The organism is Candidatus Formimonas warabiya (assembly GCF_002777255.1).
GTDB classification, from domain to species: domain Bacteria; phylum Bacillota; class Dehalobacteriia; order Dehalobacteriales; family Dehalobacteriaceae; genus Formimonas; species Formimonas warabiya.
In genome coordinates this window covers 5031601-5045020 of record NZ_CP017634.1, presented here as the reverse complement: position 1 = coordinate 5045020, position 13420 = coordinate 5031601, and the positions used below count along the sequence as shown (strand labels likewise).

The following is a 13420-nucleotide window of genomic DNA, read 5'->3' as shown; positions in this document are numbered from 1 at the left end:
CTCCTTGTTAGCTGTCAAATGCTTGCTCCAGGATGGCCACCGCCTGGTCCACCTGGGTAAAGGTAATATTCAGGGGAGGCACAAATCTCAGCACATGGGGTCCTGCACTCAAAAGCAGCAAACCCTTTTCTTGACAGGACGCCACTACGGGAGCCACTTCTTTCGCGCACTCCACCCCCACCAGTAATCCTTTTCCTCTTACTTCTTTAATAAAATCGAATTTATGTCTTAAGCATTCCAGCTTATGGATCAGATACTCTCCTACCATCGCTGAATTATCTACCATACCTTCTTCCAGAATTGCCGTCAGAGCGGCTACTCCGGCGGCTGTAACCAGGGGGTTGCCTCCAAAAGTAGAAGCATGATCACCCGGCTGAAAAGCATTGGCCACTTCCTCTTTGGCCAGTAAAGCCCCGATAGGCGCCCCGCCCCCTAAAGCTTTAGCCAGGGTCATGATATCAGGCTCCACACCATAATGTTGATATGCAAACAGCTTTCCCGTTCTTCCCAACCCGCACTGAACTTCATCAACGATAAAAAGCAAGTGATGCCGGTCACACAATTCCCGCACACCTTTAATAAAGGATTCTTCACCCGGCATCACGCCCCCTTCTCCCTGGACAGGCTCCAGCATCACCGCGCAGGTATGGGGACCGATGGCCTCCTGAAGAGCGTCCAAATCGTTAAAAGGAGCATATTGAAAGCCTTCCGGCAGGGGTTCATACCCTTTATGAAATTTGTCCTGCCCGGTGGCCGTCAGCGTAGCCAGCGTTCTCCCATGAAAAGACTTTTTCATGGTAATGATTTCGTATTTATCCTCGCCCAGATGCTTTTTGGCATATTTCCGGGCCAGTTTGAGCGCCCCTTCATTGGCTTCCGCCCCGCTGTTGCAGAAAAACACCTTGTCAAAGGCGGAGTTTTCTACTAAGATCTTGGCCAACTTGACTTGAGGCTCAATCCAATACAGGTTGGAGCAGTGAAACAAAGTCTCCGCCTGGGCGGCAATGGCCTGAACCACCTTGGGATGACAGTGGCCCACATTATTGACCGCAATGCCGGACACAAAATCCAGATATTCCTTGCCGTCCGCATCCCAGACAGAAGCTCCCTTTCCCTTGACAATGGCCATCGGTAAACGGCCGTATGTATTCATGACATATTTTTTGCCTTCCGCCACAATTTCTTCATTATTCATCGCCTGTGCCTCCTTTTACGCTTTTTCCACCATGGTGCCGATGCCATGGTTGGTAAACACTTCCAACAAAATACTATGGGGGATACGGCCGTCGATAATGTGGGTGCGTTTGACCCCTCCTTCCAGGGCCTTGACACAGCACTGGACCTTGGGAATCATCCCCCCGGCGATAATTCCTTCTTTGATCAATCCGTCCACTTCATCACTTCTCAGGGAAGAAATAATCGACGACTTATCTGCCACATCGGTAAAAATTCCCTCCACGTCGGTTAACAGTACCAGCTTCTCAGCGCCCAAAGCGACGGCTAAGTCGCCGGCTACCGTATCGGCGTTAATATTGTAGCTCTCACCGTTCACGCCCACTCCAATGGGAGCTATGACCGGGATATAGCCTTTTTCCACTATGGCATCGATAATATCGGTATTCAGTTTTTCCACTTCCCCTACCAGCCCGATATCCTCTTCTATTTCGTTGCCATGAGCATCCGCCGTGATGGCAAATTGTTTGCGGGCCACAATCAATTGGCCGTCTTTTCCGGATAACCCAACCGCTTTGCCCCCATACTGGTTAATCTGAGCGACGATTCCTTTGTTCACTTTTCCCACCAGGACCATCTCCACAATCTCCATGGTGGCCTCGTCGGTAACCCGGAGACCGTTTACAAAACAGGACTTAATATCCAATCTTTTCAGCAACTGACTTATTTCCGGGCCTCCGCCGTGTACCAGCACCGGATTCATACCCACCAGCTTCATTAAAATCACATCATTCATCACGGCTTTTTTTAAATCGTCATTGATCATGGCATTGCCGCCATATTTAATGACGATAGTCTTGCCATGAAACATTTGTATGTAAGGCAAGGCTTCCATTAATATATTTGCTTTTTCTATCGGCGTGTACATGTTGATGTCATCTTTCCTTTCCCAAAAAGGTATCCTCTTTTGCTCCTCTGTACCAATCTTTTGCTTCAGTATATTTCGGATCCCGGTTCCCGATCAGATCAGGTTCGATAATCCGCATTGATCTTTACATAATCATAGGTCAGATCACAACCCCAGGCGGTTGCTTCCGCACTGCCCTGATGCAAGTCAATGACCACCCGAACCTCTTTTTCCTGCAAAATCTTTTTGGCATTGGCCTCATCAAAAACCTGTCCGGTCCCTTGATCGGCCATTTTTTCCCTGCCTGCCTTACTCTCCAACCAAATATCCACTGTTTCAGGATTAATGGCTGCTCCGGAGTATCCTGCCGCACATAAAATCCGGCCCCAGTTGGCATCTTCCCCGAAAAAGGCTGATTTCACCAGACTGGAGGAAACCACCGCTTTGGCAACCGTCCTGGCGTCGTCTTCATTCAAAGCATTCTTAACATGGACCTCAATCAGTTTAGTTGCTCCTTCTCCGTCTTTGGCCAGCATTTTTGCCAATGCAATACAGACGTAATCCAAAACCTCCTGAAAATCATGGAAAAGGGGGCTGTTCACGGTAATCTTTTCATTCCGGGCGGCACCGTTGGCCAGCACTACCGCCATATCATTAGTGCTGGTATCCCCGTCCACGGTAATCATATTAAAAGACTTGTTGACCGCATTTTTCATGGCCTGCTGCAGTGCAGCCGGCTCAATCAAAGCATCGGTGGTAATAAAGGCCAGCAGCGTCGCCATATTGGGATGAATCATGCCGGATCCTTTACACATACCGCCAAATTTCACCGTCGCTCCCCCGAGGGGAACTTGCACCGAAATTTCTTTGCAAAACAGATCCGTGGTCATGATTGCCACGGCGGCATCATGCCCTCCCTGGGCCGAGAGAGCCCCCACCGCCTTTTCAATGCCGGATTTGACAATATCCCGGGGCAGCTGGTGCCCAATTACTCCGGTAGAGGCTACGATAACCTGATCTTCTTGGATCCTTAATCCCCGGGCAGTCCAGTCGGCCATTAATTGGGCCGATTCTTCTCCTTCCCTACCGGTACAGGCATTGGCATTTCCGCTGTTGATCACCACCGCCTGGGCCCGGCCCGCCGACGTTACTTTCTGTGATAAGATCACCGGCGCCGCTTTCACCCGGTTTTGGGTAAAAACGCCTCCAACGGCAGCAGGAGCCTGAGAAAATATCACCGCCACATCGGGCTTTTCCTTGTTGCTCTTTTTAATCCCGGCATGAACACCGGCTGCCATGAAACCGGTCACCGCCGTAATCCCACCAGGAATTATTTTTATCTCCATCATTTCATCCCCCATTTTCTAATTCTCCGTCCAGTCCCCCAACCCCTATTTCCTCTCTTATGGATAGAGGGGCACCAGATCCAAGCCGGTTTTTTCCGGGATACCGAACATGAGGTTCATATTCTGTACCGCCTGACCGGCGGCCCCTTTGACTAGATTATCAATCACCGCGGTCACGACCACCCGGTTGGTTCTGGCATCAATGTCCACCCCAATATCACAGAAATTTGTTCCCGTGACCCATTTCGTCTGAGGCCAAACCCCTTTCGGCTGAACCCGGACAAAATACTCATCCCGGTAACAGGTCCGGTATAACCCTTCTATATCTATATCCTTGGCCGCACATGTCAGGCCGGCATAGACAGTTGATAAAATACCCCGGGTCATGGGAATCAAGTGGGGTGTAAACGACACGGTCACATCCGTTCCCGCCAGTTCACTCAAGATTTGCTCGATCTCCGGCGTATGCCGATGTTTTCCCACATTATATGCTTTTACGCTTTCCGCACATTCCGGATACAGACTGCCCAGCACCAGGCCTCGCCCGGCCCCGGATACCCCTGACTTGGAATCAATAATAATGGTTTTTACGTCCACGATATTTTGACGGATTAAAGGATACAAGGCCAGTACAGCACTGGTGGGATAACAGCCCGGGTTGCCGACAGCCTGGGCCTCTTTAATCCTGTTCCGGTTGATTTCCGGCAGTCCGTAAACGGCATCCCGGGACAGAACCGGGTTTTCATGGCTAACCTTGTACCATGCTTCATAGGTTTTGGTATCCCGGAAACGAAGATCCGCCCCCAGGTCAATTACCTTTTTCCCCATCTTTAAAACTTTTTCCGCAACAGCTACGGCATGCCCATGGGGTAAGGCCAAAAACACCAGATCGGACCCTTCGGCAATTTCTTCTATATTCTGTTCTCTTAATTCCTTATCAACAAATCCTCTCAAATGAGGATAGACATCCTGTATTTTTTGCCCGGAATATGTTTGAGAGGTGAGAAACATCAACTCAACTTCCGAATGAAGCGCCAATAAACGAACTAGCTCCACTCCTGCATACCCGGTAGCTCCGATGATACTGACTTTCACCATGCCACATTCCCCCTCGATACCCTTTTCCCCTGTAATAACGTTCTGCAAATTTAGAGTTAAAAACTTTTTATAATTATACATGTAAATGTATAATTTATCAACGGTTTTTAGAACATTATTTTTACGAAAAAGTTTAGAATTTTGTCATCTGGAAAAACTATTATTAAACTTAAATTTAGGAGGTTTTTCTTCATGAGTCTGTGGTTCATTGTTGCCTTTGTTTTACTGTTCCTGATCAGCAGCTCATTTATCCTTTTCTTTAATGGCGCCACTTTGCGAAAACCTCTGATAAAAATGGCTGCACATAACGAGGACAAGGAAGAATCCTCCAAAGACATTACCAAAGAGGACCAAGGAGATCAGGGCCATGCATGACATGTTATGTGACTGTCCTTTTCGTTTGGGCACCGGGGAATGTGATCTGGATCTTCGTCCACCCGGAGCAAGAAAATTCCCCAAGGGATGCCCGAAGAGATCCAAAGACCGGATCGGCCTTAAAAGCATGGAAAAGGCTTTTCTGGGCAACCTTTAATTATTAGAAAACTTGGCTTGCGCCAAGCCTCTGGCGACGGCGCAAGCCTTAGTTGCACTTATACTTTCAACCTTTTAAAACTTATAAATTCTGAAAGTACAAAAAAGGGCTTTTAGCCCTTTTTGCGTATCCTCAATCATATATTTGTCCGCATGAATTTGATTACCGGTAATTGATAAACTGCAATTCCAAATTATAATCTTTTTGCTTGAGAAATTGAATCACTGCCTGCAGGTCATCCCTGCTTTTGCCCGATACCCGGACCTGGTCCTCCATAATTTGTCCCTGTACTTTTAATTTCAGATTTTTAATATCCTTGACAATCTGTTTTGCCTTTTCCGTTTCAATGCCCTGCTGGATTTTGATGATCTGGCGCAGCATGCCGCCGCTGGCCTCCTCCGCCTTTCCGAAGTCCAAATTCTTCACCGCAACCTTTCGATTGATCAGTCTCGTTTCCAGAATATCAATAATGCTCTTGAGTTTGAAATCATCCTCCGCAATGATTTTGATCCCGTTATCCTCAATGTTTACCTGTGCTTTACTGTTTTTAAAATCATATCGCTGGGAAATTTCTTTTTTCGTTTGATTAACCGCATTGTCTACCTCTTGCATGTTTACTCTGGACACGATATCAAAAGACTCATCTTTCGCCACAATTATCCATCCTCGTATTATATATTTACAGTCATTTTTCTAGTTATAATTCCAATCCATAAATGACTGCATAAGAAAACTGAATTGGAATTATCAGAAGGGGTCTTCTTGAAGTATAATTTTCTTCGGGTTACAGAAAGGTTAGTTCTTATTCATCCTGTTGCACCGTATGGTGACTTCAAAGAAAGACTGTTCCCTTGTTCAATTTGTTAACTTCAAACCCAGGTGTTGTTCCTGCCTGCTTGGCGCTGTGGGTAGCAGCCGGCATGACAGCCAACAGACAGAGTTCTGATTTGTGCGAGGGTGTTGATGCATTTGAACCAAGGAGGCTCCTTTTGGTAATTCCAATATTCTCTTACGAAAGGTGGTGTTACCATGAAAAAGCAATTGCTATCAACACTCTTTATCGGTATAGATGTGAGCTTACGCGCTCACCATGCTGTCATTCTTGACTTCTTTGGAAATCAACTGGCTTCTGTTTCTTTTAACAACAATTTATCTGGAGCTTCATTGATCACTTCGGAGATCCTTCGTACAGCAGTTTCTTCCAAAGCTACTCATGTGGTCACTGCAATGGAAGCTACTTCTTTCTACAGCTTCCACCTTTGCAATTATCTTTTTCAGTCGCCGGAGCTGGCAGCTTTGAATATCAAGGTTTACTGCCTGAATCCCAAGGTGACAAGTGCCTATCAGAATACTTTTGTAGATATGGATAAGACTGACCCCAACGATGCCTATGGTATTGCCGATTTTGCAAGAACCGGCAAGATTACCTCTGAGCCCTTTAATGGTTCTGCTTTCGTTGCCCTACAACGACTAACCAGAGTAAGACTTCATTTGGTTGAGAGCCTCGCTAGGGAAAAGTCCTATATCCTTACCAACATTTTTATTAAATTCAGCGAACTAGCTGTCCTTAATCCAAGAGATAAAGAAGATAATCCTTTTTCCAATAGGTTTGGTGCAACTTCTGTTGCAGTTCTAACTGACTATTTATCACCGGATGAAATTGCATATGCTCCAGTAGAAGAACTTATTGATTTTCTCTGCGAAAAAGGTAAAAGCCGTTTTTCTGATCCTGAAGCCAAGGCTAAGCTGCTTCAACGTGCTGCACGTGATTCCTACCGTTTGGATAAAGCGCAGTATGAACCGCTAAACGCTGCGATTGCTGCTTCCTTTAACTGCATTAAGTCTTTTGAGAAGGAAATTAAGACAATTGATTCTGCTATTGAAAAAGCAGTAAAAGGTTTATCAAGCAACGGCTATCAATGTCTTCTGTCAATACCTGGCTTTGGGCCTGTGATTTCTGCCGGTATTATCGCTGAAATTGGTTTTATTGACCGTTTCAAATCGGAAGAAAAGCTGGCAAAGTTTGCTGGGCTTACATGGCGTAAAAAGCAATCCGGACGCCTTACCAGCGATATTACTTACATGACTAAATCAGGTAATAAGTATCTTCGCTATTATTTGGGCGAAGCCGTTATGAGTTTAATCAAAAACCATAATCCCGAATACACAGCTTTCTACCATAAAAAACGTAATGAAGCGACTCGCTTCCAGCATAAAAGAGCACTCGCACTGACTTCACGAAAACTTGTCAGGTTGATTTATGCACTGCTACGCAATAATCAACTCTATATTTCAACGAGAGGAGCTGTTGAAGCAACCACTTAACTAAATACAAACCTTTAGTCCTGTTTTTTTGATGCTTTTAAGGACGGGTTTGTTTGCTATACCCTTTTTTACAAAACCCAAGACAAGAATATTTAGATATTGTCTTGACATATCACCAGATGTCTTTCTTAATTAGAAAAAACCAGCTGTCCTTTCATCCACACCTTTTTTACTTGAAAGCTTTTATCGATTAAAACCAAATCCGCTTGTTTGCCCCTGTCAATGGATCCCACCCGGTGGAAAATGCCCAAGGTTTTAGCCGGATTGACGCTGGCCATATAAACCGCCTGCCATAGAGGGCAACCCGTATACTGCACCGTATTTTTTACTGCCTCCATCATGGTCAGATTTGTGCCGGCCAGATTTCCTTCCCGGTCATAAACCCCGTTCCCTGCCAGCCGCACCTCTTGATGCCCCATTTTACCCCTGCTGTTTTCCGGTAACCCGCTTAAAGCTACCGCATCCGTGACCAGAGACATCTTATCGTATCCTTTGAGTGCGAAAACCAGACGGACGGTGTCCGGATGCAGATGAATGCCGTCCGCAATCGCTTCCACGGTGATTTTGGGGTTCAGCAAACATGCGCCGGCCACACCCGGATTCCGGTGATGAAAAGGGGCCATGGCATTAAAAATATGGGTGGCTCGGGTCAGGCAGGACCTGATATGATCTTCAAAAGCGGAAAGATCAGCTTGGGAATGGCCTACACTGACCACAATCTTTTTCTCCTCCAGCCAGGGTATAAATAAATCCATGCCCGGCAATTCCGGGGCCAGCGTGATCAATTTGACCAGGGGGTGATTCTCTTCAATGAATTTTTTTACCTCAGGCAGCAGTTCCCTGCCCAGCCTGTGGCCTTGATGGATGCCGGCATTTTGGGGATTGATCAAAGGCCCTTCCATGTGGATGCCTAGAATATCCGGCAAATTCTCTCTCCCGGCCTTTGCGGTGTGGGCGGCCGCCTGCCACTCATCCGGCCGGCCGGAAAGGGTAGTGGCCAGTAAGCCGGTGGTCCCTCCCTTTAAATGGTGAGCCAATATTTTTTCCCATCCTGCCCCGTCGGAAAAGTGGTACCCCATGGCCCCATGGACGTGTAGATCCAGCAGGCCGGGAAGCAAAAATCCTCCTTCTCCATCCCATTTTACACCGGAAAATTTGCCGGTGCATCCGTAATCCATCATCAATCCGTCTTCTATTACTATTTCCTGGCCGGAAATTACTTCTCCCGGCAAGACCAGAGAAACATTACCGATGACCAGCCTCATTTATTTGATCATCTGCCCGTCTTTGAGCAGAACATCGCCATCAATCTCCAAGGTGGGCTGCAAAACAATACCATCCAAATGGCTGGATACTTCCACCACACCCCCGATGGTATGGTTGTCACCTAAAGCTACGTGTACCGTACCCAAGACCTTTTCATCCTCCAGCACCGCCCCGGTAAGCCGGGCCTGGTGATTGGTACCAATCCCCAATTCCGCAATGTTCCGGGCATCCCGGCCGTGGGGCTCCAAAAGCAGGTTAAGCTGACGGGCTTCTTCTCCTCCGCTGATATCGATGGCATATCCCTTTGCCACTTTGATCACAATAGGCTCCCTTAATTTTCCCACTCCGGCCATGGATCCGTCCACCACTAAAATTCCGGCCGCACTGCCTTCTATGGGAGCAATATAAGCCTCGCCGGCGGGAAGATTTCCGAACATCCCTTTTTCCTGGTAGATTCCTGTGTCTCCGTGGCCTTCTCTGGTTCCCAGTCCGAAAACGATATCCGTCCCGGCAGGAGAAGTCAATCTCGCCGTCCGGCCTTTCGTCAATAACTTACTGATCTCTGTACTTAAAAGACGGATCTGTTCATAATCGGCATTGAGGGCCCGTGCCATCATATCTCCGGTGAGACCGGGCAAAGAGGCGACACGGGCTCCTGCCGCGTTGGCGTTCCTTCTTGCCCCGGTATGGGATAATGACTTTTCCGTCACCATCAGTACCACATCCGCCTCCTTCATCGCGGCGGCGACAGCGGCAGGGGGCTCCTCTCCGCTGGAAAAGCGGGGAAGCATTTCCATTAATAAGGCTTCCGTTCCTATTTTTTGCGCCATCTCAAAAAAAATATAACCTAACTCATGCAGGTGGGTATCCGTGACGATGAGCACTCTTTCCTCCGGTCTGGCACCCATACAGCGCAGCAAAGCGATCTCTGCCGCTGATTTTAGCTGTTCATTCATGGTTTTTCTCTCCCTTTCGCCCAAGAATATGTTTCCTGATCAAATTGTACAACGGTTCCGTCTCTCCCTCAAACATTTCCCAAGTGAACATATTGCAGTTTTTGACGTGCCAATGCTTGTGCAGCCTCCAGCGTCTTAATCGGGGTCGGCGCCAAATCCAGCCGGTAATTGGGAAAATACCGGGAAAAATGGAGGGGCACCTCCGGACCGAGACTCCCCGCGATCCAATCCACCAACTGGGTCAATTCTTCCCCGGAGTCATTTAACCCGGGAATGAGCAGGGTGGTAATCTCCACATGTTTTCCCGCCTGGGAGGCCATCTCCGCGGCGGCCAGCACCGGTTCAAATTCCCCTTTGATAATTTTTTGATAGAATTCCCCGGTAAAACCTTTCACATCAATGTTTAAAGCATCAATAAAGGGCAATAAGCGAGAAAAAGGTTCCGGGCGGATAAAACCGTTGGTGACAAGCACATTCTTTAACCCGGCCTTTTTCACCTCTTGGGCCGCCTCCAAAACAAATTCATACCACATGAGAGGCTCCGAGTAGGTGTATGCCACGCCGATGGACCCTTGTTTTGCCGCTTCTGCCGCCCAAGCGGCCAGCCTTTGGGGCGATACCTCTTCCCCGTCGGTGGCGGCATGGGCAATCTGCCAATTCTGGCAAAAGGAGCAGTGGAAACTGCACCCGAATGTCCCAATCGATAAAATCAGGCTGCCCGGAAAAAAGTGGTACAAAGGCTTTTTTTCGATGGGATCTAAAGCCAGGGCAGTATATTTTCCGTAATTTAAGGCATATAAGATGCCCTGCCGATTTTGGCGCACCCGGCAAAACCCAGTCCCACCCGGTTTAATCACGCATCCCCGGGGACACAATGCGCACGCCGTATATCCATCTTCCCTGGTTTGGTAATACATGCCTTCCCGCATCATCCTACACCTCTAATAATACCTGACGACTTCAAATCTTTCCAATTCTATGGGCTCTCCCGGCCGGATGCCCGCCTTATTCCTGGCGATTTCCACCTGTTCTTCCGCGCTGTCTATCCCCTCCAAATTGGGAAGGAGCAACCCGGATTTTCGTCCGCTTTTTACAATGACGCCATATCTCTTGGGGTCAAGCTCCTCCAGTCCGGAAATAGCTTCCGCCGGATGCAGGACATCCACGGAATAAGTGAGATCATCCAATTCTCTTAACGTGACGGCATGAAACCTGGGATCCCGGGTTCCTGCACTTAAGGCATTTTGAATGATCTCTTGGGCCACCGAATCCTGAGTCGGTTCAATGGTGCCGATGCAGCCCCGCAGCTGGCCATGTTTTTTCAAGGACACAAACACCCCTGCCCTTTGTTTTTGCACCCCGTTTAATTTTTCCGGAGGGGAAATGATGGATCCGCTTTTTATGTATTCCTCCAGGGCCCGGCGGGCTAGCGCTACCGGCTCCGATTCACCGGCCCGCAAGTGTTTGACCACGCTCCGCCGCTCGTGAAACAGTTTTTCTGCCAGCTGCCTGTCCGGGCTGAACTCTTCCGGGGTAACCTGGGCTACCAAATATCCTACCCCAAAAGGACCTTCATAAGACAGCACATCAATCTTTAAACGATATCCGTCAAAGGCGCCCAGCATGATGATAAAGGAACGGATCCCGCATTCGCCGGCACATTCGATTAACCCTGGATCCATTTTTAATATTCCTTCGATATCTTGCTTGCGCAAAAGATCACCCAGTAATAGATCGTACTCTTGACCCCGCGGGTGGAAACCGGCGGGAGCATCTTTAGTCAGGCGGTGGGACAAATCCCCGCTGGCCACGAAAACGGCCCTGCGTCCCAGCCGCTCTACCGCCTCCCGGATTCCGGTGCCAAACTGATATAATTCTTCAAAGGGCAAAAAACCCATAGACACGGGCACAATGGGGCATGCCACTCCCGCCTTGTTCAAAAAATAGAGGGGGACGGTAATTCCATGGTCCAGCTGGAGGGAAGCGCCATATTCCTTGGCCAGTTCATGATCCAGAGCGACGGCGGGAATACCTTTTTTTACTGCCGTTCTGATTATTTCCTCTGCCAGTTCCGTATCGTTGGCATATTCAAATTGGGTATGGCGGGCGCCAAATCGTTCCAGCCCGCCCCTCAAGGCAGAAACAGCGGATACGGCCACAGCGTCTTGAAAAACCGTACCGTGAGGCGTGACAAAAATCAGCACCTCCGGATCCAGTTGTTTGATCCCCAAAGACGCTTTCGCCAGAGCGGAAGCCGTATCAATCACTTGCCTCGACTCCTCTCCTCCCACTTCAGGCACCACAATGGGCGGGTGGGGAGAAATTAATCCGCACAGGATACTCATCACAAGACCTCCTTAAAATTCTCTCTTTCAGGGGCCGGTTGCTCCCTATTTTATCTTTCCCTGTTTGTCCACCTTAATCCCTTCTAATTCCAGCAATCTCTTTTTCTGGTCCAATCCGCCGGGACCGGAAAAGCCGCACAGCGACCCGTCGGACCCTACAACCCGATGACAGGGTATTAAGATTGGTACGGGGTTTTTCCCCAGGGCACCTCCAACAGCCCGGCAGGCCCGGGGGGAACCGGCCTGTTGAGCGACCCACTGATAGGACCGGGTCTCTCCATAAGGAATCTTTCCCGTCGCTTCCAGCACCTTCCGTTGAAAGGGGGGCAGGCCCGACAGGTCCAGGGGAAAATCCAGCTCTCTCCTTTTCCCTTGAAAATATTCCTCTAAAGCATTTCTTAATGCTAAAATCTCGCCCTCTAATGCCGAAATACTGTTTTGTGCCGGCTCCGGTAAAGACAGATAGCGGATTCCCTTCTTTTGATCCCATATCACATCCATGACACCCCAGCTGAGGGAAATTTGTACTTTTTCTCCCATCTAACTTCTCTCCTTTGCCCAGGATCAATTAAGAGAACACTTCTTCCCGGATAAAAAAAATCCTGCAAAAAACATAAATGGTTTTATTTAGATGAGAAAATCTTTCCAAAAAGAAAACCCCACAAAATGTAGGGTAAAAGTCTTGACTAAAAATATTGATAGTTAGCTAATTTACTGCTCACTAAAATACTTGACGATGCCCGCATAAACAGCCCAGGCCACCTTCCCTTGGTAATAGGTATCATTCAACATTTTTTCTTCCTGAGGGTTTGACATAAAGCCCACTTCCACCACCACCGTGGGGATTTTTAATTGATTCAGAATGTAGGCTCCCGTATGGGGCCGGGCCAGCCGGTTGGTATTTTTTAGAATTCTCCCCATTTCCTGCTGGATACACACAGCCAGTTTTTTACTTTCCTCAGACCGGGGGTGATAAAAGGTCTGGGCCCCCGTCCAGCGGGATGATTTAATGGCATTTCCCTGAATGCTGACAAAAATATCGGCTTGTTGTTTTTCCGCCAAAGCGATCCGGGCATCCAGGTCGGCTTTTTTCTTCGGGCTAAAACTGCTGTCATCTTCTCTCGTCATAATAACAACTGCCCCGGCCTGGCTCAGAATCAAAGAAAGTCTTTTGGCAATGGCTAAATTGATGTCTTTTTCCAGGGAACCGGAAGGGCCTACCGCCCCCGGGTCGATGCCACCGTGCCCCGGATCCACCACGATCACCTTATTGGCGATGGACCAGGAAATCGCATCAATCTCGGCGTGCAGCAGATATGCCGAAATATAATAATATCCTGTCACAGTCAAAGCGGTAAGAAAAATTAATGCAGGTATCAAGAACCTGGGAATTTTTACGGTGTGAAAAAAGATCAAGCGCATATCTACCCCTCCCTTGCCCATACGTTACTATCTTATGCGCGCAAGAGAAA

General features: G+C 48.2%; 14 protein-coding genes. 3 read left to right on the top strand and 11 right to left on the bottom strand.

What is annotated here, in order from left to right:
• Window positions 1-7: 7 nt before the first annotated feature.
• The 4 genes from DCMF_RS22980 to argC all read right to left on the bottom strand — a co-directional run bounded on the left by DCMF_RS22980 (window position 8) and on the right by argC (window position 4524).
• Window positions 8-1195 carry an acetylornithine transaminase gene (locus DCMF_RS22980; RefSeq protein ID WP_148136586.1) on the bottom strand — a complete coding sequence of 396 codons (1188 nt, stop codon included), beginning with the start codon at window positions 1193-1195 and terminating at the stop codon, window positions 8-10.
• Window positions 1196-1210: 15 nt separating this feature from the next.
• Window positions 1211-2101, bottom strand: a complete 891-nt coding sequence (gene argB / locus DCMF_RS22975; RefSeq protein ID WP_148136585.1) for an acetylglutamate kinase — start codon at window positions 2099-2101, stop codon at window positions 1211-1213.
• Window positions 2102-2199: 98 nt separating this feature from the next.
• Window positions 2200-3441, bottom strand: coding sequence for a bifunctional glutamate N-acetyltransferase/amino-acid acetyltransferase ArgJ (argJ, locus tag DCMF_RS22970; protein WP_236860097.1), 1242 nt, complete (start codon window positions 3439-3441; stop codon window positions 2200-2202).
• 42 nt (window positions 3442-3483) lie between these two features.
• Window positions 3484-4524 carry an N-acetyl-gamma-glutamyl-phosphate reductase gene (gene argC / locus DCMF_RS22965; protein WP_148136584.1) on the bottom strand — a complete coding sequence of 347 codons (1041 nt, stop codon included), beginning with the start codon at window positions 4522-4524 and terminating at the stop codon, window positions 3484-3486.
• Window positions 4525-4716: 192 nt separating this feature from the next.
• Here argC and DCMF_RS22960 point away from each other — a divergent pair, with 192 nt between their 5' ends.
• Both DCMF_RS22960 and DCMF_RS29375 read left to right on the top strand, forming a co-directional pair.
• On the top strand, window positions 4717-4899 hold the full coding sequence (locus DCMF_RS22960; protein ID WP_148136583.1) for a hypothetical protein: 183 nt from the start codon (window positions 4717-4719) through the stop codon (window positions 4897-4899).
• Window positions 4892-5056, top strand: coding sequence for a hypothetical protein (locus DCMF_RS29375; protein WP_214658832.1), 165 nt, complete (start codon window positions 4892-4894; stop codon window positions 5054-5056). The genes DCMF_RS22960 and DCMF_RS29375 overlap by 8 nt, the downstream gene beginning before the upstream one ends.
• A 162-nt stretch (window positions 5057-5218) precedes the next feature.
• Here DCMF_RS29375 and DCMF_RS22955 read toward each other — a convergent pair whose 3' ends face one another.
• Entirely contained in the window at window positions 5219-5710 is a 492-nt protein-coding gene (locus DCMF_RS22955; protein WP_148136582.1) for a YajQ family cyclic di-GMP-binding protein, read from the bottom strand.
• Between the two features lie 375 nt (window positions 5711-6085).
• Here DCMF_RS22955 and DCMF_RS22950 point away from each other — a divergent pair, with 375 nt between their 5' ends.
• Window positions 6086-7381, top strand: coding sequence for an IS110 family RNA-guided transposase (locus DCMF_RS22950; protein ID WP_148134993.1), 1296 nt, complete (start codon window positions 6086-6088; stop codon window positions 7379-7381).
• Between the two features lie 128 nt (window positions 7382-7509).
• On the opposite strand, the gene nagA is transcribed toward DCMF_RS22950, so the two are convergent.
• The 6 genes from nagA to DCMF_RS22920 form a co-directional block, all read right to left on the bottom strand.
• Entirely contained in the window at window positions 7510-8646 is a 1137-nt protein-coding gene (gene nagA / locus DCMF_RS22945; protein ID WP_148136581.1) for an N-acetylglucosamine-6-phosphate deacetylase, read from the bottom strand.
• On the bottom strand, window positions 8647-9603 hold the full coding sequence (locus tag DCMF_RS22940; RefSeq protein WP_148136580.1) for an aminopeptidase: 957 nt from the start codon (window positions 9601-9603) through the stop codon (window positions 8647-8649).
• Between the two features lie 68 nt (window positions 9604-9671).
• A complete protein-coding gene (gene amrS, locus DCMF_RS22935; RefSeq protein WP_236860096.1) occupies window positions 9672-10535 on the bottom strand; it encodes an AmmeMemoRadiSam system radical SAM enzyme in 864 nt (287 codons plus the stop codon).
• Window positions 10536-10544: 9 nt separating this feature from the next.
• A complete protein-coding gene (gene amrA, locus DCMF_RS22930) occupies window positions 10545-11948 on the bottom strand; it encodes an AmmeMemoRadiSam system protein A (protein ID WP_148136579.1) in 1404 nt (467 codons plus the stop codon).
• 45 nt (window positions 11949-11993) lie between these two features.
• The gene (locus tag DCMF_RS22925) at window positions 11994-12488 is read right to left on the bottom strand and encodes a methylated-DNA--[protein]-cysteine S-methyltransferase (RefSeq protein ID WP_148136578.1); all 495 of its coding nucleotides are present in this window, start codon (window positions 12486-12488) and stop codon (window positions 11994-11996) included.
• 171 nt (window positions 12489-12659) lie between these two features.
• Entirely contained in the window at window positions 12660-13370 is a 711-nt protein-coding gene (locus tag DCMF_RS22920) for an N-acetylmuramoyl-L-alanine amidase (RefSeq protein ID WP_148136577.1), read from the bottom strand.
• Window positions 13371-13420 lie beyond the last annotated feature (50 nt).